This is a genomic window from Vibrio sp. 1562 (assembly GCF_033340155.1).
GTDB classification, from domain to species: domain Bacteria; phylum Pseudomonadota; class Gammaproteobacteria; order Enterobacterales; family Vibrionaceae; genus Vibrio; species Vibrio alginolyticus.
This window is the reverse complement of record NZ_JAWOVY010000012.1, coordinates 13,823-31,323: the sequence shown is the minus strand read 5'-3', so window position 1 is coordinate 31,323 and position 17,501 is coordinate 13,823. Positions and strand designations below refer to the sequence as shown.

Here is a 17,501-nt window from a genome sequence, read left to right as displayed (position 1 = left end):
AGTTATGAAAGCTCGTTAGCGGTGAAGCCTAGGTAAGGTTACTTTTTCGCTTTAGCAAACGCTGCAGCAAACGCACCGCCCATCGCGCTGTTCGATGACGAATCATCACGGCGAGGCTGACGACGCTGCGGTTGGTCATTACGACGCGGCGCTGCTGATGAGCGTTGGCTGCGGTTGTCTTGACCCGGTTCGTCGTTCATACGCATCGATAGACCAATACGCTTACGCTGCACGTCAACTTCCATCACTTTCACTTTGACGATGTCGCCAGCTTTCACCACTTCACGTGGGTCAGACACATAACGATCTGTCAGTGCAGAAATATGCACAAGACCATCTTGGTGAACGCCGATATCAACGAAGGCACCGAAGTTGGCTACGTTAGACACCACGCCTTCTAGAATCATGCCCGGCTCCAAGTCAGATACCGAGTTTACACCTTCTGCAAAGGTCGCCGTTTTGAATTCTGGACGTGGGTCACGACCCGGCTTATCCAGCTCTTTGATGATGTCTGTAATGGTTGGAACGCCGAAGTTATCGTCGGTGTAATCGACCGCATGCAGACCTTTTAGGAAGCTAGAATCACCAATTAGCGCTTTGATATCTTTGTTGTTCTTTTCAGAAATCGCTTTGACCACTGGGTACGCTTCTGGGTGAACCGCAGACGCATCAAGTGGGTTCTTACCATCCATAATACGCAGGAAGCCCGCACACTGCTCGAACGCCTTAGGACCTAAACGAGGTACTTTCTTCAAGGTTGTACGTGCTTCGAAGCGACCGTTTTCATCGCGGAAGTCGACAATGTTCTGCGCGATGGTGCTTGATAAGCCTGCTACGCGCGTCAGTAGCGCCGCAGAAGCAGTGTTCACATCAACACCAACCGCGTTTACACAGTCTTCCACAATCGCATCTAGGCGTTTTGCCAACATAGATTGGCTTACATCGTGCTGGTATTGACCCACACCAATAGATTTCGGATCAATTTTCACGAGTTCAGCCAATGGATCTTGCAAACGACGTGCAATCGACACTGCACCACGCAGTGATACGTCCATATTCGGGAACTCTTTTGCTGCAAGCTCAGACGCTGAGTAAACCGAAGCCCCCGCTTCACTTACGATGATCTTCTGAACTTTCAGGTTGCCACGTTTGATGACGTCTGCGACAAAGCTGTCGGTTTCACGTGAAGCCGTACCGTTACCAATCGCAATCAAATCCACGTTGTACTTACGCACCAACTGCTCAACGATTTGTGCTGACTTGTCGTATTGTTTTTGTGGTGGGTGAGGGTAGATGGTTTCGGTTGCAAGCACTTTACCTGTTGAGTCGACAACCGCGATTTTTGAACCTGTACGCAGACCCGGATCGAGACCAAGTGTTGCACGAGGGCCAGCCGGTGCTGCCATCAACAAGTCTTTTAGGTTAGTGGCGAATACTTCAATCGCTTCGATTTCAGCGCGCTCTTTCATTGCGCCCATTAGCTCGGTTTCCATGTGCATCGATACTTTGATGCGCCATGCCCAGCTGATCACTTGCTTACGCCAGGTATCCGCCGGTGCGCTGCTTAGCGTCACGCCATAATGGTCGGCGATAATCGTTTCGCAGTAAGACTGACGAGCGCCTTCTTCCTGTTCTGGATCAGCATTCATTGCCAATGTCAGGAAGCCTTCGTTACGGCCACGCAACATCGCCAGTGCGCGGTGCGATGGCACTTTGCTTAGGGGCTCGTTGTGGTTGAAGTAATCTTTAAACTTCTCGCCTTCTTGCTCTTTACCTTCAACGACTCGTGAGACCAGTTCCGCATTGCGATTTAAGTGGTTGCGAATTTTTTCCAGTAAGTTTGCGTCTTCTGCGATGCGCTCCATGATGATCGCGCGAGCGCCATCCAATGCAGCTTTGGTGTCTGCGATGCCTTTGTCTGCATCAAGGTATTTGCTTGCTTCGCGTTCTGGCTCGGTTTGTGGATGATTCCAAAGTTGATCTGCGAGTGGCTCAAGACCAGCCTCAATCGCGATCTGACCTTTCGTACGACGCTTGGGTTTGTAAGGTAGGTATAAGTCTTCAAGACGAGTTTTGCTGTCTGCCTGCGCGATCTCTTGTTCTAGCTCTGGCGTCAGTTTGCCTTGCTCTTGGATTGATCTGAGGATGGTTTGACGGCGATCATCCATTTCACGAAGGTAAGACAGACGGCTGTCCAAAGTACGCAGCTGGGTATCATCAAGGCCCCCCGTCACCTCTTTGCGGTAACGTGCAATAAAAGGGACAGTGTTGCCATCATCAATTAGGGTGACAGCGGCGTTGACTTGCTCTGGGCGAATATTCAGTTCTTGAGCAATCATGCGACAGATAGCTTGGCTCATCCGTGTTTTCTCTTTTAATTCGGTTTTGGTTGTATAGAACATTGGGGTCATTCGAAGAATTTGCAATGTTTTAAATTAACGAGGCAAAAATTTACCGGGCGCTGGTGGACATCAGTCAGATATATGTCAAAACTGTAATTAAATTGAGAACTTATATCCGCAGTTATCGACTAACCTAATTCCACGGTTGTTGATATCACTAAATGTACCTCGGCTTATACGGATAATCATGATGAAAAAAATGTCTTTGGCGTTAGCGCTTACGAGTGCCTTACTTGCCGCCCCGCTTAGTTGGGCGCAGTCTATCTCAGGAACCACACAAGCTCCCGTTTATCAGCTCGATAACAAATTGGTACTAGGGCGTGTGGAGAGCGTCTACTACAGTGACATTCCGGAACTAAAAGCGGTGCCATTTATTGGCAAGATTGATACTGGTGCAGATACGACATCGATGCATGCGGAGAATATCCATGTCAGTAGCTCACACCCAGATTACCAAGATTTGAAAGATAACGAGTTACTTTGGGCGATTGTCGATGACTTAGGTGGTACGAAGGCAAAGTGGGACGCCGACAGCTTTAAGCCATATCAAGTAAAGGTTAGCTTTACGGTTCCTCACCCTTATACAGGGAAGGAAATACAGATTACCGATGATCTGGAAAGAGTGAGCGCGATTCGCAGTCGAACAAGCAAAAAGCCCATCCTACGCCCGACAATAAAAATGCCGATGACAATCGCTGGTCACACCGTTGATACGGAAGTGAACCTGACCAAGCGTACGCAATTCTCTTCTCCTATCTTGATTGGTAAAACTTATCTCGATGATAACGCATGGGTCTTCGCTGGTTACGATTATCTTCAAGAACAGCCAAGCGCAAAAATGATTGGCAAAAAAGAGACGGTTGAAGTCGAAGGTGTGCCATACAAGATCAGCATCTCAACTTCTAGCCGTTATACCAACGTCCATGCACTGGACATCAAGGTAGACAAAAAGCATAACGAAGTCTCTTTTATGTTAGAGGGCGAGAATGGCAAGCGTCATCCAATGACATTACCCTTGGTACGAATGTTGAAAACGACCAAAAGCGAGCGTCCTTTAGTCTATTTACCCGTCAAAGTCGGCGAAAATGAAACTCAACGTTGGTTGGTGTATCTGCGTGATCGCAGTAAGTTCAGTTCGCAAATTCGCTTAGGTCGGGACGTTGCGAGTCAGCACTTTGTTATTGATACGGACAGAGAAAATCTATTGGGTGGCGTAGAAAAAACGTTCAAAAGCGCACTCAAATCAAAACCTCTTGTCGTTTCACCAGAAGAACAGGTCACCATTGATGGTTATACCGTCCCTGCTTACCCCACTTTTACTGTGAAAACGCCATTACTGCGTGTAAATGGGTTTGAAGTAACAGAAAAAGGTAAGGATGAGTCCGTCACGTTTTATTTAATGAACGATGAGGGGAAAGAAGAAAAAATCACCAAACCAGTGTTGAAAAAGCTCAAGGTTGGCAGCGCGGTTCGCCCTGTTGTTGAAGGAGACTTTCTTCTCGGTAGGAGAGACACATCAATGAAGTTTGCGCTCGATGTGCTTGATGAGGGTGACACTCAACCCTTTTTCGTCTTTGGTCATGACATAGCCAAGGGTGGTGTGTTGCTGAACACTCGCGCAGACCATCTACTAGATGTAAGGCCACTTTTCAAAGCTGGCCATATCGAAGTGGCGGAAGTTGAGGGGATGTCTTTCCCTGTGAAGTTAGACACGGGTGCAGATGTAAGCTCAATCAATGCTAAGAACATCAAGCAGTTTAAGAAAGACGGCAAAGACATGGTGAGCTTTACCTATGAGAACGATCTTGGCATGAAACAGGCGTTTACCAAGCCTGTTGTTGATGTCATGCGTATTAAAGCTAAGAAAGGCGAGAAAGCGAACGTACGCCCTGTGGTTGAAATGCATGTTAAGCTTGGCGAATTAGAGAAGAAGATCCGAGTCAACTTACAGGACCGAGGTCGCTTCCATTACAGCATGATTTTAGGTAAAAACTTCCTAAAACATGGCGCGGTTGTTTCGAGTGATACGAATTACATCGTGACGCAAAAACCGGATTACGAAAAGTAACACTCTGGCCGCCTTATCACCTTGATACCCAAAGCCTGAACAACATTGGATCTTTGGGTATATCATCTCCTTAATGCTGCCAAAGAGCAGCATTTTTTAGTTGAGATAGGAGTTAATTTGAAAACTAAGCTGATTACACGAGAAGGTTACAACAAACTCAAACAAGAGCATGATTACCTTTGGAATGAAAAGCGCCCGGAAATCACCAAGATCGTCACTTGGGCGGCGAGCCTGGGCGATCGCTCAGAAAATGCGGATTACACCTTCAATAAACGTTTACTCCGTCAGATCGACCGTCGTGTCCGCTTCCTTCGTAAATTCCTGCCAGAAGTCACGATCGTTGACTATTCTCCGCAACAAGAAGGCAAAGTCTTTTTTGGTGCATGGGTGGAAATAGAAAATGAGGCAGGAGAAGTGAAAAAGTTTCGTATTGTCGGGCCTGAAGAGATTTACGGCGATGCGAAAGACTACATCTCGATCGATTCACCTATGGCGCGAGCGATGTTGAAAAAACAAGTGGATGAAGAGTTCACGGTACGCACCCCAGAAGGTGAAAAAGAGTGGTTCATCAACTCAATTGAATATACTCAACCGGCCTCGGAAGACTGAGGCTTTATCACCGATTCAAGTCTCATGAAGTTCACTAGAAGTGACTTGGGTCTCAACGTCAGAATATTTGGTATAAAGGCATGGTGCCTTTCTCGGAGAAGTAAAATGAACAAAGCAGTCATGTGTAGTGCTGCACTAACAATAGGATTCTCACTTTCAGTTTTTGCTCAAGATGAAGTGAAAGGCTGTGACGCTAAAGAGTTAGCGGTAGAGCAGCAGCTTGAGTATGCAAAAGCGCAAGGTAATGAGCATCGCATTAAAGGCTTGGAGCAAGCACTTTCCGCTATCCAGAATGAATGCTCGGAAGGTGAGCTGCGCCAAGAGCTGCAAGCAGAAGTGGAAGAAAATACTAAAGAAGTTGAGGAGCGAGAGGAAGAATTAGTCGAAGCTCAGCATTCAGGGAAAGCAGACAAAATTGAGAAAAAACGTCACAAGCTGGCAGAGGCACAGCAAGAGCTGCTTGAGGCCAAACGTGAACTGGAATGGAATTATGGTCAATAGTAGGTGCTGAAAATACCTGCTAGAGAGAGAATAAAGCGCTTAAGATAAAAAGAGTAACAATTTGCTTGAGCACGTTAGGAAAAACAGTGATACATTTTCGACAATAGACGCTTCTGAAAGGATGTTTCAATGCAAGAAAATCATAAAATTTTAGTGGTTGATGACGATGCTCGTTTACGTGCTCTATTGGAGCGTTACCTTTCTGAGCAAGGTTTTCAGGTACGAAGTGTCGCCAATGGCGAACAGATGGATCGCCTACTAACGCGCGAAAACTTTCACTTAATGGTGCTGGACCTAATGTTGCCAGGTGAAGACGGTTTGTCAATTTGTCGTCGTCTACGCCACGCGAACAATATGTTGCCAATCTTAATGCTCACCGCGAAAGGTGATGAAGTGGACCGCATCGTAGGTCTTGAGGTAGGGGCGGATGATTATTTGCCAAAACCGTTTAACCCACGCGAATTGTTGGCTCGCATCAAGGCAGTATTACGCCGCCAAACTGTAGAGTTGCCGGGTGCACCAAGCACGGAAGAAAAAGTGGTGGAGTTCGGGGAGTTCCGACTCAATCTAGGCACTCGCGAGATGTTCCGCGGTGACGAGGCAATGCCACTCACCTCTGGAGAGTTTGCTGTCCTAAAGGCGCTCGTGATGAATGCGCGTGAGCCAATGTCACGAGATAAATTGATGAACATGGCGCGTGGCCGTGAATATTCTGCAATGGAACGCTCTATTGACGTACAAATCTCACGCTTACGTCGCATGTTAGAAGACGATCCGAGCAAGCCGCGCTACATTCAAACCGTGTGGGGCCTAGGTTATGTTTTCGTCCCAGACGGCAAAGAGGTGTAATCTCTTCACTCCATAGCCAGCACTTGGCTATAGCAACTTCAGCCTTCATTACCTTCCCTTTGAAGGCTGAAATTTCGCGATTAGGACCACTAGGAACGTTCCATGCGCATCCGAAGTTCACTGACACAATCTATTCTGCTGTTCATCTCTTTGCTTCTCGCGAGCCAAGTTTTCTCTTACTACGCCGTTTTTAACTACGCGTTGATGCCGAGTTTGCAGCAGTTCAATAAAATTCTCGCCCATGAGCTCAATTTGGTGCTTGATGATGAAGGACCTTTAAAGTCTGATGCACCGTTAAGGCGTCAATTGTTAGAAAGATTAGGGGTGACGGTTCATAGTCTCGATAGCGATAAGGCGATTGAATTTCATCACGCAATGTCGATTGATTTGATGTCTGAAGAAATGAGCCAAGAGCTGGGTTCGCCCACAGAAGTGCGCTTATTGCTTGGCGATGAAAGTTACATTTTGTGGATGCACATCGAAAAGTTGCCGAACTCCATCATTCGTATTCCGTTATCTGAGCTGCAAGAAGAAGATTTTGCCCCGCTGTTTCGTAACAGCTTGATTATGGCGCTGCTGATCATTGCAGGTGGTTGGTTGTTTATTCGTTTGCAAAACCGTCCACTTTTGGCTTTAGAGAGAGCCGCGAAAGACGTCGGTCGAGGTGAGATCCCGCCCCCCTTAGCAGAGAAAGGCGCATCGGAGATTCGCTCTGTAACTCGAGCCTTTAATCAAATGTCGAAAGGTATTCAAGAGCTAGAAGAAGACCGAGCCTTATTAATGGCAGGGATTAGCCATGACTTACGAACACCTCTGACGCGTATTCGCCTAGCGACAGAAATGATGTCTCCTGAGGACAGCTATCTTGCGGAGGGGATCATTAGCGATACGGAAGAATGTAATGAGATCATCAGTCAGTTTATGGATTACCTCAAACCGGTGAACCAAGAATCGTTTGAAGCGGTTGATATCAGTACGATTGCCAGTGATGTCGCCAGTTCTGAAGGTGGTTATGAGGTTGAAATTGAAACAGATCTTAATCTTAACTTGCCGCCAGCCAAAGGAAGTGCGATTGCGATTAAGCGGGCGATCAGTAACTTAGTTGTGAATGCGCTACGTTATGGCAATGGCTGGGTCAAAATCAGCACTGGTGTGACAGCAGATAAGCAGCTAGTGTGGATTTCAGTAGAGGACAACGGACCGGGTATCGAGCATTCTCAAATCGCGAGGTTATTTGAACCCTTTACGCGTGGTGACACCGCTCGCGGTAGTGAAGGCACTGGGCTAGGGTTGGCGATTGTGAAGCGCATAATCAGCCAGCATTCAGGCTCTGTGGTGATGCGTAATCGCAGTGAAGGCGGTTTAATCGCTCAAATCAGCTTTCCTACCAAGTAAGTCGATGGCCTGCACCCTTTAAACAAAAAGCCCAACCTAAATAGGTTGGGCTTTTCTTATTCTCAATAATCTTAAGACTCTTTCACTTCCTGAGGAAGTTCATCTTCGTCTTCCAGTTTCTCTGGCAGAAGTAGATTTAAAATGATCGCTGTGATGCCACCTGCTGCAACACCAGTTGAGAAAATACTCTTAATAAATTCTGGCATAAATTGCAGGATCTCTGGTTTTTGTGCGATACCAAGTCCCATTGAGAAGGATAAGGCCATGATCAGAATTGCGCGGCGATCGAGCTCAACACGAGAGATAATACGCACACCAGCGGCAGCAATCGTACCAAACATAACAATCGTTGCGCCGCCAAGTACTGGCTCAGGAATCAGCTGAACAAAGCTAGCGACGCTAGGAAACAAGCCAAGAATCACTAACATGCCAGAAATAAAGTAACCCACGTAGCGGCTCGCGACTCCTGTTAGCATGATGATGCCGTTATTCTGGCTAAACGTTGAGTTCGGGAAGCTGTTGAAAACGGCTGCGATTGCAGAGTTTAAGCCGTCTGCTAACACACCGCCCTTAATACGTTTCATGTACACTGGGCCTTTTACTGGCTCACCAGACACTTCAGATGTTGCGGTAATATCACCGATGGCCTCTAGTGCGGTAATAAAGAAAATCAGTACCAGCGGAATGAACAGAGACCAGTCAAACGATAAGCCATATTGCATTGGTACGGGCAGTGCTACGATCTCGGTTGCGCCTAGCTGAGAAGTATCTACCATCCCCATAAAATACGCCATGATGTAACCCACTAGCATCGCAATCACTATTGAAGCCACACGGATGTATGGGTTTTTCGAGCGGTTTAAAATCACAATTAATCCAAGTACCGTCCCAGCCAGAGCAAGTTTGTCTAAGCTGCCGAAGGTTCCTTCATTTAATGCTGCGTAGCCACCGCCCATTGATACTAAGCCGACTTGAATCAGTGTGAGACCGATAAGAGTGACGACGATGCCTGAAACGAGCGGAGTGATGATTCGGCGGGCATGCTCCAATACGCGAGATAGGAAAATTTCTGCAAATGATGCGACTAAAATCGTACCAAAAATGGCAGCCATCATGGTGCTGATGTCTGCTCCACCGGCTTTCAGCGATAGGCCTGCACCAATAATAGGGCCTAAAAAGTTAAAGCTGGTACCTTGAACAGAGAGCAAACCTGAGCCGATTGGGCCAATGGTGCGAATTTGAATAAACGAAGACACGCCTGACGCAAACAAAGACATGCTGATGATGGTATTCGTTTGGTCTGCTGGTACACCCAAAGACTGACAGATGATCAGTGAAGGAGTGATAACCGCGACGAACATCGCCAATAAGTGCTGAAGTGCGGCAAAAATAGTTTGAGGCAAAGGTGGTCGATCGTTGAGTTGATAGACCAGTTCCGAAGATCGGTTTGAAGTTGTCATTGTTTGTCTCGCTAGTCGCAATATTTCCCTAGTTCTCGCTGAATGGGAGAGCAGGGTGGAGTTGACGTCGTTACCTGTGATTGCTGTTAATCAGAGTCAACTCAGGTTGGTGGAGTGTGATCTAACACACTTAAAAATTTGTGCGCGATTATAGAGAGATTTACTCAAAAAGCAAACGTTTGCTTTGTTTTTGGCGCATTAAAAAACGAGCCATTTGGCTCGCTTTCAATCATTACGCTTTGGAGTAAATATCCCGCTCACCCAACCAGCGATCGATAATCGCTGTTGCGTTAGTCGGGTAATTGTCATGAATATGACGCGCAATACGCTGAACTTCGGGAATCAGGCGTTGATCTCGAACTAAGTCTGCGATTTTGAAATCAGCAAGACCTGTCTGCTTTGTACCCAATAGCTCTCCAGGGCCACGAATTTCTAGGTCTTTCTGCGCAATGACGAAGCCATCGTTACTTTCACGTAGTACTCCGAGACGTTTTTGCGCGGTTTTTGACAGCGGAGAGTGGTACAGCAGCACACAATGGCTAGCAACGGAACCTCGGCCCACGCGACCTCTTAACTGGTGTAATTGTGCCAAACCAAGACGTTCAGGGTTTTCTATGATCATCAAGCTAGAGTTTGGTACATCCACACCAACTTCAATCACTGTCGTTGCGACCAGCAAATGCAGTTTATTGTCTTTGAAATCTTGCATCACCGCTTGTTTCTCTGCCGGCTTCATTCGTCCGTGTACTAGACCAATTTTTACGTCCGGCAGTTTACGTTGAAGCTCTTCTGCGGTATCTGCCGCGGCTTGCGCTTCTAGTACTTCCGATTCATCAATCAGGGTACACACCCAATATGCCTGCTTGCCTTCGTTTAAGCAGGCATTTCGGACACGCTCGACGATGTCGTCACGTTTTGTATCAGGAATGGCAACGGTTTGAATCGGCGTTCGACCCGGTGGTAGCTCGTCAATCACGGAAGTTTCCAGATCGGCGTAAGCGGTCATCGCTAAGGTTCGAGGAATAGGCGTCGCCGTCATGATCAACTGATGAGGATAAGCGCCTTGTTTTGCGCCTTTTTCACGCAATTCTAATCGCTGATGGACACCGAAGCGGTGTTGTTCATCAATGATGACCAAAGCAAGGTGATGAAATTCAACGTGCTCTTGGAATAGCGCGTGAGTACCCACTACCATTTGCGCTTCACCACTGGCAATACGAGCCAGCTCGGCTTCCTTTGCCTTACCTTTGAGTTTGCCCGCTAACCAACCGACTTGAATGCCCATTCTCTCAAACCAGTTTGCGAAGTTGATAGCGTGTTGCTCGGCCAATAGTTCGGTTGGCGCCATGAGTGCCACCTGATGGCCATGCTCAATGGCTCTGACTGCGGCCAAAGCGGCAACCAACGTTTTCCCTGAACCAACATCGCCTTGCACTAATCGCATCATTGGGTGCGGTTTTTCTAGATCGGCTTCAATCTCTTGTACGACTCGGGTTTGAGCGTTTGTAGGAGAGAAAGGCAGTTGGGCTAAAAGCTGCGTTTTTAGTTTATTACAAGGACCGAGAGGTAGCGCTGAATCCTTCTGACCTTTGCTACGCACCGCCAGCATCGATAAGTTTTGTGCGAGCAATTCTTCCATGATCAAGCGGATTTGGGCAGGATGTTTGCCTTCGTCAAACTCATCTAAATTAATGGTTGGTGGTGGGCGATGAATGGTGTGCAGCGCTTGCGACATCGTGATTTGATGGTCATACAACCCAGCTGGAAGTAATTCCTGCACTGCGGTTTTATCAAGCAGGGCTAAAGCTTGTTCGGTAAGGTTGCGTAATGTGATTTGACGCAATCCATCGGTGGTGGGATAAACAGGGGTTAAGCTCTGTTCTACATCGGGCTTTTGCTCGCTGACGTAAAACTTGTAGTCAGGATGAACAATTTCCAAACCCATGCCACCGCGCTTAATTTCACCGTAAGCATGCACTAACTTACCTTGCGTGAAATTGTTCTTCATGGCTGCGGTAAAGTTGAAAAAGCGCAGCGTGATAGTGCCATTACCGTCGCTGATTTTTACCGTTAGCATTTTGCGCTTACCGAAGATGGTGTCGACTGCCATGACCTTACCTTGCACGGCCGCCCAAAGGCCAGCATGCAGTTTGGCAATAGGGTAAATACGAGTACGATCTTCGTAGCGTAACGGAAGGTGAAACAGCAAATCTTGAACGCTATGTAAGCCAACTTTGGCGAGTTTTTCTGCGACTTTCGCGCCAACTCCAGAAAGGGAGGTTAATGGGACGGCAGATAACATTTGGGCGGACATAGAGGGCTCAAGAAAATGGTTAACATAGCAGTATGTTAACCATGGAGCTGTGTTTTTGTACAGGAAAAAATAGTCATGCTTTAGTTAGTGTCATGATTTGACTGATAACCTATCATTCCGGGGAGCTTTAGTGACATCAGGATTCTATTTCCAACAAGTATGTCGCTGAAGTTAACACTATTAGCATCTGTATATTTGAGAATTAGATCCTGAACCACGCTCCTTCGCCGCTGTTTAGAATGACGAAAGTCTTTTACTTGCTTTGCATCTCTTGCCACCACGCGTCATCGGCGATGATTTGACCTTCTTCATCGAGTGGTGGGTAAACAAGCCCTTTTCGTTTCGCGACTTTTGCCAGAACAGGGTGACCACGTTCAAAGAGAATACGGTTGATTGTCTCTTTAGGCAGAGCGCTTTCTTCTCGGTCGTACATGCCTGCGGCTTCACGTTGACGTTGCGCTTCATACAAAATTACGGCACTGGCAACCGATACGTTTAGTGACTGCACCATACCCACCATCGGGATAATAATGTCTTGATCGGCAAGCTGTTTGGCTTGCTCCGAAGCGCCAACCTTTTCGCTGCCTAAAATGATTGCCGTTGGTTTGGTGTAGTCGATTTCGCGAAAATCGACGGCGGTGTCCGAAAGATTGGTCACCAAAACCTGCATACCTTGCGCTTTGAGTTCGGTAATCGCAGTTTCAATCGAATCGTGAGTATCCACTTCAACCCAGTTACGCGCGCCTGCTGAGGTATGGCTCAGCGTACGCATTTTGTCTGGCCAAATTGCGTGAACTTTGTGTAAGCCTGTCGCGTCAGCGGTGCGGATCACAGCAGAGACGTTGTTTGGCTTATGTACTTCTTCGAGACAAAGTGTCAGATCAGTTTGGCGAGTTTTTAGGACTTGGTGAATACGGTTGTAACGTTCTAGGTTCATATTTATTGAGGTATAAAAAATCGCCACCTAACAGAGTAGGTGGCGATAGAGGTTAGTTCTTTCTGCGTCTGACTCGGGTTGCTTGAGGCATTGCCTTAATCTTACGCATGATACCAGCAAGGTGGACACGATCTTTCGTCGTCAACAGCACAGTCACAGTGTACAAACGACCATCACGTTCTTCCGTTGAAAGGCCATGAATGTTTGATCCTGTTTTCGAGATCACGTTGGTCAGTTCTGCAAGAGCACCTTGGTTGTTAAGCATGTCGACTTTAAGTTCAGCAATGAACTCTTTATCGTAGTCTTCAGACCAAGCGACAGCCATATAACGGTCTGGCTCTTTCTGATAACCACGAACGTTCGGACATGTTTCTCGGTGAACAACCAAACCACGACCAGGCGATACGTGAGCAATAATGTGATCATCTGGGATAGGATGACAACAATTTGCAAACGTCAGCAATAAGCCTTCTGCGCCACGAATCGGAAGCTTCTTCTTCGAGTCCGTTGGGATTGAACTTGTTGTCGTGAGCTCTTCGGTGTCACCAAGGAGACGACGTGCGATCACAATGCTCATCAACTCACCCAATCCAATAGCAGCCAATAAATCATCGATGCTTTCTAGGCGAAGATCATTCAAGACTTCTTGGATATTTTCTGGATAAATTGAATCAATCGAGTGACGGCCAAGTGCGTGATTAAGTAGGCGACGACCTAAAGTAATCGACTCTTCACGACGCATCGTTTTCAGTACTTGTCGAATCTTAGTGCGGGCACGAGAAGTCACGACATAGTTTAGCCATGCCGCATTCGGACGCGCACCAGGGGCACTGATAATTTCCACCGTCTGACCGTTTTTCAATGCCTTACTCAATGGGTAAGGGTTACGGTCAACACGAGCACCAACACAAGAGTTGCCTACATCGGTATGTACGGCATAGGCAAAGTCGACAGCCGTTGCGCCTAAAGGCAATTCAACGATACGACCTTTTGGTGTGAAGACGTAAATCTCATCTGGGAAAAGATCGGATTTTACGTTTTCAATGAATTCGAATGAGTTACCCGCGCTTTGTTGTAGCTCTAACAGGCTTTGCATCCAACGCTGAGCTTTCACTTGCGCAGTGGTGCCAGACTTGTCGCCTTTGTCTTTGTAAGACCAGTGTGCCGCGACACCTTTGTCCGCCATTTGATCCATATCTTCAGTACGGATCTGAACTTCAACAGGTACGCCGTGTGGGCCAACCATGGAAGTGTGTAGCGATTGATAGCCGTTCGCCTTTGGTACCGCGATGTAATCTTTCATGCGACCAGGACGTGGCTTATACAAGCTGTGTACTTGGCCTAAAACGCGATAACAAGTATCAGCGGTATCAACAACGACTCGGAACGCATAGATATCCATGATGGTGTGAAAGCGCTGTTCTTTGGTTTTCATCTTGTTGTAGATAGAGAACAGGTTTTTCTCACGACCAACGACGCGAGCATTCAAGCCAAAATCTTGCAGACGGCCTTCTATTTCGCTGTGAATGCGTTGGATCATCTCTTTACGATTACCACGTGCGGCTTTAACCACTTCTTTCAGTACGCGGTAGCGGTTGGGATATAGCGCCTCAAAGCCCAACTCTTCGAGTTCGGTTTTGATATTGTGAATACCAAGACGATGAGCGAGGGGCGCGTAAATTTCTAACGTTTCACGAGCAATACGACGCTTTTTATCTGGTCGAAGCGCGCCAAGCGTGCGCATGTTATGCGTGCGGTCAGCCAGTTTGATCAGAATGACGCGGATATCTTGCACCATGGCCAGAACCATCTTACGAAAGTTCTCAGCCTGAGCCTCTTTCCTATCGCGGAATTTGAGTTTGTCCAGTTTAGATACACCATCAACCAATTCTGCGACAGTGTTGCCGAATTTCTCTTCGAGATCTTCTTTAGTTACATCACAGTCTTCAATGACGTCATGCAGCAAAGCAGCTTGGAGGGTTTCGATATCAAGGCGCATTTCGGCCAAGATACGAGCCACAGCGACAGGGTGGATGATGTATGGTTCACCGCTAGAGCGGGTTTGCCCTTCATGGGCATCTCTCGCTACCACATAAGATTGACGCAGAGCCTCAATCTGAGGCTCTGTTAGGTATTCTTGGGCAACGTCTTTGAGGCTATCGAATAGATACAAATTATAGGCCCGGGAGGTTGTTGAATTCTAAAGTCAGAATTAACGGTTGTGAGCGATGCTGCTTACTGCCGCTAGCTCTGCCGCTTCTTGCTCTTGCTGTTCTTGACGTTCACGAGCGTCTAGAACTTCTTTAGTAATTAAACCTTCTTCGATTTCGCGTAGAGCGATAACCGTTGGCTTATCGTTCTCTTCTGGCACTAGTGCATCTTTACCGCCAGTTTGCATTTGACGAGCGCGGCGAGCCGCAATCAGTACTAGGTCGAAACGGTTGCCAACTTTTTCAACAGCGTCTTGAACAGTTACGCGTGCCATGAGGACTCCAAATAGTTAACTAAAATTTTAGAATGACGAGAAAGTATACAACCTAACTACTTTATTTACTAGCAATTAGACAAGCCACCGTTTGTGGACTTTCTCAGGTAGTTTATTGTGTTTTTCGCACTGGGCAAAAAACGGGAAATTCTTTATGTTTTACAGCGTGACTTTTTTGAAGTTACTCTGCTAACAACGCGTCAAGCATACCTTTATATTTAGCAGCTTGCTTTTCTTCCTTCAATCTTTCAGCACGCAAGATAGCTTTAAAATCCATCAAAGCGGTATCAAAATCGTCGTTTACGATCACGTAGTCGTACTCGTTGTAATGAGAGATTTCCGACTTGGCTTCAGCCATACGCTTTGCGATCACTTCATCGCTATCTTGACCACGAGTGTTCAAGCGACGCTCTAACTCACCGTTTGATGGTGGCAGGATGAAGATGCTTTTGGCTTCTGGCATTTGTTCACGGATTTGGCGTGCGCCTTGCCAGTCGATATCTAGAAAAACGTCGATACCTTTATTTAGTGTTTCTTCAATCCATACACGAGATGTGCCGTAATAATTACCAAACACTTCTGCGTATTCTAGGAAGTCACCTTTAGCGATCAGGGCTTCAAACTCATCTTTCGCTACAAAATGGTAGTGGACACCATTTTCTTCACCAGGTCGCATGTTGCGCGTGGTGTGAGACACAGACACTTTCATTGCGTAGGTTGGGTTGCGTTCCAACATCGCTGAGATCAAGCTAGATTTACCTGCGCCGCTAGGTGCAGATACGATATAGAGAGTACCTTTGCCCATTGTACTGTTCCACTTTTGATTGGATTGATTGAGTGCCGAAGGAAAGTTCGACATTCTTATAACGATAGCACTGGCATTGAGAAATCAACCACCAAAGGGGTGGATATTGGTGATAATCCCGCCAGAAAAATGGAGGCGAAGAGTATCATGATCTCTATTTTGTTACCAGTTGATCTTTCTGTCTGTGATCGTCCCAGATGAAATAGTTACTTACGCCAGAGTGTTCCTAAACAGCGAAGAAGGAGCGTGGTACAGGACTTACCATCCGCGCACTCTGTTATTAAAACCATTTCTACAACCGTTTAGTGTGCTGATTTTAGGTTTAGAGTCCCGATTTGGCTTGCGTGAGTGACTCTGGTTAAAAATAGGGGTTAATAAAGATAAAACGGAAAAAAGGGGAAGCTTTCACTTCCCCAGGCGTGCGACTGACTCACACTTAATCTTCGAATTATCCTTGAGACTCTAGGAAATTTATCCAAGGGCTAACGGTTGACCTGAATTTTGGCGATTGAGCAGCGCCTTTCATCGCCTGCAAGGCCTTTTGTGGTTGCTTAAGCTCGAAATAGGCCATCCCGCGAATGTATTCAAGTTCTGCCTTTTGCTCTTTAGAGGCACTGGATGCCGCGCTTTCTACAAAACGAGTTGCTTCAGAATACTGCTTGTCTTGTATCATTAAGCGAGCAATCTGAATTTGCGTTTTAGCAGAAGGAGCGAGGTTATATGACTTTTTATAAGCGAGAATTGATTTATCTAGCTCTTTAGCTTGCTGCCAGAAACTGGCTAGGCGGTCATAGTTTTCCTTCGTCTTTTCAATGTTTCCAGCTGCCATTTCCTTTTCAAGAGTTTTGGCTGCTTTATATGGAATACCTTGATAAGCCAAGAAGTTTACAAAGCGTAAATATTCCTTCTCTCCTTCTAGTTTCCCCATTTTGTAAACCATTTCTAGGGTGGCTAGAGAGTTTCGCTCTTGACCTAGCTCCATGTAGACACCAGAAAGTTGCATCCAGTAACGCTTTTTCTGAGGGTACTTTGAAGTCAGAGTTTTGAGTACACTGGCAACGCTTTTCAGCTGGCCTAACTCGTAGTGAGATGCAACGAGAATTAAGTACCAAGACTCACTTGGGCTCTTGCTCATCGCGATGGCTTTTTTGGTTGGCGGGATTGCATTTCTGTAATCTTCCAACTGAACATAGGCGCTCGCTAACGTGATATAAGCATGAGCTTGAGGCTTCTCTTTGGTTGTTTCTGCAACCTTGAACCATTCCTTCATCGTTTTTACAGATAACGTATACTTTTCTTCAGCTAGGTAAAGCTGAGCCAAGCTGTAGCGAACTTGTTGAGCAACAGGAACGGGAAGTGCGTCGAGCTGTAATGCTTCGGCAAAGTATTTTGCTGCTTGCACATAATTGTCTTGTAGCGAATACAAAAAGCCAGTCTGCTGAAGTAAAACTGCTCGGTCGTATTTTTTCGAACTTGTGCTTTCTAAAGCGCTTGCTAGTTTTTCTTTCGCTGCTGAATATTTTTCAGTTGCGATCAACTCTTGCACTTTGTTAACGGTTCGAAATGTCCGATCTGATAACTGAGGAGCTTCTTTTGCCATCGTAGGAGCGGCCATTGCCACTCCTACGAAGAGAATTAAAGAAGCCACTTTGCTTTTCCATAAACTTTTCATCGTG

At 46.6% G+C, this 17,501-nt stretch carries 13 protein-coding genes; 5 read left to right on the top strand and 8 right to left on the bottom strand.

Going from position 1 to position 17,501, the window contains the following annotated elements; genetic code table 11:
- Positions 1-38: 38 nt before the first annotated feature.
- Entirely contained in the window at positions 39-2,360 is a 2,322-nt protein-coding gene (locus R7Z49_RS13880; protein WP_132936679.1) for a Tex family protein, read from the bottom strand.
- A gap of 229 nt (positions 2,361-2,589) precedes the next feature.
- On the opposite strand from R7Z49_RS13880, the gene R7Z49_RS13875 reads away from it, so the two are divergent.
- The 5 genes from R7Z49_RS13875 to envZ all read left to right on the top strand — a co-directional run bounded on the left by R7Z49_RS13875 (position 2,590) and on the right by envZ (position 7,824).
- A complete protein-coding gene (locus tag R7Z49_RS13875; RefSeq protein WP_186584544.1) occupies positions 2,590-4,470 on the top strand; it encodes an ATP-dependent zinc protease in 1,881 nt (626 codons plus the stop codon).
- Between the two features lie 117 nt (positions 4,471-4,587).
- Positions 4,588-5,079, top strand: a complete 492-nt coding sequence (gene greB, locus R7Z49_RS13870; protein ID WP_005379321.1) for a transcription elongation factor GreB — start codon at positions 4,588-4,590, stop codon at positions 5,077-5,079.
- Between the two features lie 105 nt (positions 5,080-5,184).
- Entirely contained in the window at positions 5,185-5,580 is a 396-nt protein-coding gene (locus R7Z49_RS13865) for a DUF1090 domain-containing protein (protein ID WP_186584543.1), read from the top strand.
- A gap of 129 nt (positions 5,581-5,709) precedes the next feature.
- Complete coding sequence (gene ompR / locus R7Z49_RS13860) at positions 5,710-6,429, top strand: two-component system response regulator OmpR (RefSeq protein WP_005379333.1); 720 nt, start codon at positions 5,710-5,712, stop codon at positions 6,427-6,429.
- A 102-nt stretch (positions 6,430-6,531) separates the two neighbouring features.
- Positions 6,532-7,824: a two-component system sensor histidine kinase EnvZ gene (gene envZ, locus R7Z49_RS13855; protein WP_017820700.1), complete on the top strand. Its 1,293-nt coding sequence runs from the start codon at positions 6,532-6,534 to the stop codon at positions 7,822-7,824.
- A gap of 71 nt (positions 7,825-7,895) precedes the next feature.
- Here the strand turns inward: envZ and R7Z49_RS13850 are convergent, their stop codons facing one another.
- The 7 genes from R7Z49_RS13850 to R7Z49_RS13820 form a co-directional block, all read right to left on the bottom strand.
- Entirely contained in the window at positions 7,896-9,284 is a 1,389-nt protein-coding gene (locus R7Z49_RS13850) for a uracil-xanthine permease family protein (RefSeq protein ID WP_213869975.1), read from the bottom strand.
- 232 nt (positions 9,285-9,516) lie between these two features.
- Complete coding sequence (gene recG / locus R7Z49_RS13845; RefSeq protein ID WP_238974887.1) at positions 9,517-11,598, bottom strand: ATP-dependent DNA helicase RecG; 2,082 nt, start codon at positions 11,596-11,598, stop codon at positions 9,517-9,519.
- A 253-nt stretch (positions 11,599-11,851) separates the two neighbouring features.
- Positions 11,852-12,535 (bottom strand): tRNA (guanosine(18)-2'-O)-methyltransferase TrmH, encoded by a 684-nt coding sequence (gene trmH / locus R7Z49_RS13840; protein ID WP_017820702.1) that lies wholly within the window; start codon positions 12,533-12,535, stop codon positions 11,852-11,854.
- Positions 12,536-12,587: 52 nt separating this feature from the next.
- Positions 12,588-14,708: a bifunctional GTP diphosphokinase/guanosine-3',5'-bis pyrophosphate 3'-pyrophosphohydrolase gene (spoT, locus tag R7Z49_RS13835; protein ID WP_005379340.1), complete on the bottom strand. Its 2,121-nt coding sequence runs from the start codon at positions 14,706-14,708 to the stop codon at positions 12,588-12,590.
- Positions 14,709-14,747: 39 nt separating this feature from the next.
- Entirely contained in the window at positions 14,748-15,020 is a 273-nt protein-coding gene (rpoZ, locus tag R7Z49_RS13830; protein ID WP_005379346.1) for a DNA-directed RNA polymerase subunit omega, read from the bottom strand.
- Positions 15,021-15,201: 181 nt separating this feature from the next.
- On the bottom strand, positions 15,202-15,825 hold the full coding sequence (gene gmk / locus R7Z49_RS13825; protein WP_005379347.1) for a guanylate kinase: 624 nt from the start codon (positions 15,823-15,825) through the stop codon (positions 15,202-15,204).
- A 448-nt stretch (positions 15,826-16,273) separates the two neighbouring features.
- A complete protein-coding gene (locus tag R7Z49_RS13820) occupies positions 16,274-17,497 on the bottom strand; it encodes a tetratricopeptide repeat protein (protein ID WP_054579406.1) in 1,224 nt (407 codons plus the stop codon).
- Positions 17,498-17,501 lie beyond the last annotated feature (4 nt).

What these genes read in the sequence shown, in the direction of transcription:
- R7Z49_RS13865 (WP_186584543.1), top strand. Translation starts at nt 5,185, where the DNA reads ATGAACAAAGCAGTCATGTGTAGTGCTGCACTAACAATAGGATTCTCA.
- ompR (WP_005379333.1), top strand. Translation starts at nt 5,710, where the DNA reads ATGCAAGAAAATCATAAAATTTTAGTGGTTGATGACGATGCTCGTTTA.
- R7Z49_RS13820 (WP_054579406.1), bottom strand. Translation starts at nt 17,497, where the DNA reads ATGAAAAGTTTATGGAAAAGCAAAGTGGCTTCTTTAATTCTCTTCGTA.
- R7Z49_RS13880 (WP_132936679.1), bottom strand. Translation starts at nt 2,360, where the DNA reads ATGAGCCAAGCTATCTGTCGCATGATTGCTCAAGAACTGAATATTCGC.
- envZ (WP_017820700.1), top strand. Translation starts at nt 6,532, where the DNA reads ATGCGCATCCGAAGTTCACTGACACAATCTATTCTGCTGTTCATCTCT.
- rpoZ (WP_005379346.1), bottom strand. Translation starts at nt 15,020, where the DNA reads ATGGCACGCGTAACTGTTCAAGACGCTGTTGAAAAAGTTGGCAACCGT.
- trmH (WP_017820702.1), bottom strand. Translation starts at nt 12,535, where the DNA reads ATGAACCTAGAACGTTACAACCGTATTCACCAAGTCCTAAAAACTCGC.
- R7Z49_RS13875 (WP_186584544.1), top strand. Translation starts at nt 2,590, where the DNA reads ATGATGAAAAAAATGTCTTTGGCGTTAGCGCTTACGAGTGCCTTACTT.
- gmk (WP_005379347.1), bottom strand. Translation starts at nt 15,825, where the DNA reads ATGGGCAAAGGTACTCTCTATATCGTATCTGCACCTAGCGGCGCAGGT.
- recG (WP_238974887.1), bottom strand. Translation starts at nt 11,598, where the DNA reads ATGTCCGCCCAAATGTTATCTGCCGTCCCATTAACCTCCCTTTCTGGA.
- R7Z49_RS13850 (WP_213869975.1), bottom strand. Translation starts at nt 9,284, where the DNA reads ATGACAACTTCAAACCGATCTTCGGAACTGGTCTATCAACTCAACGAT.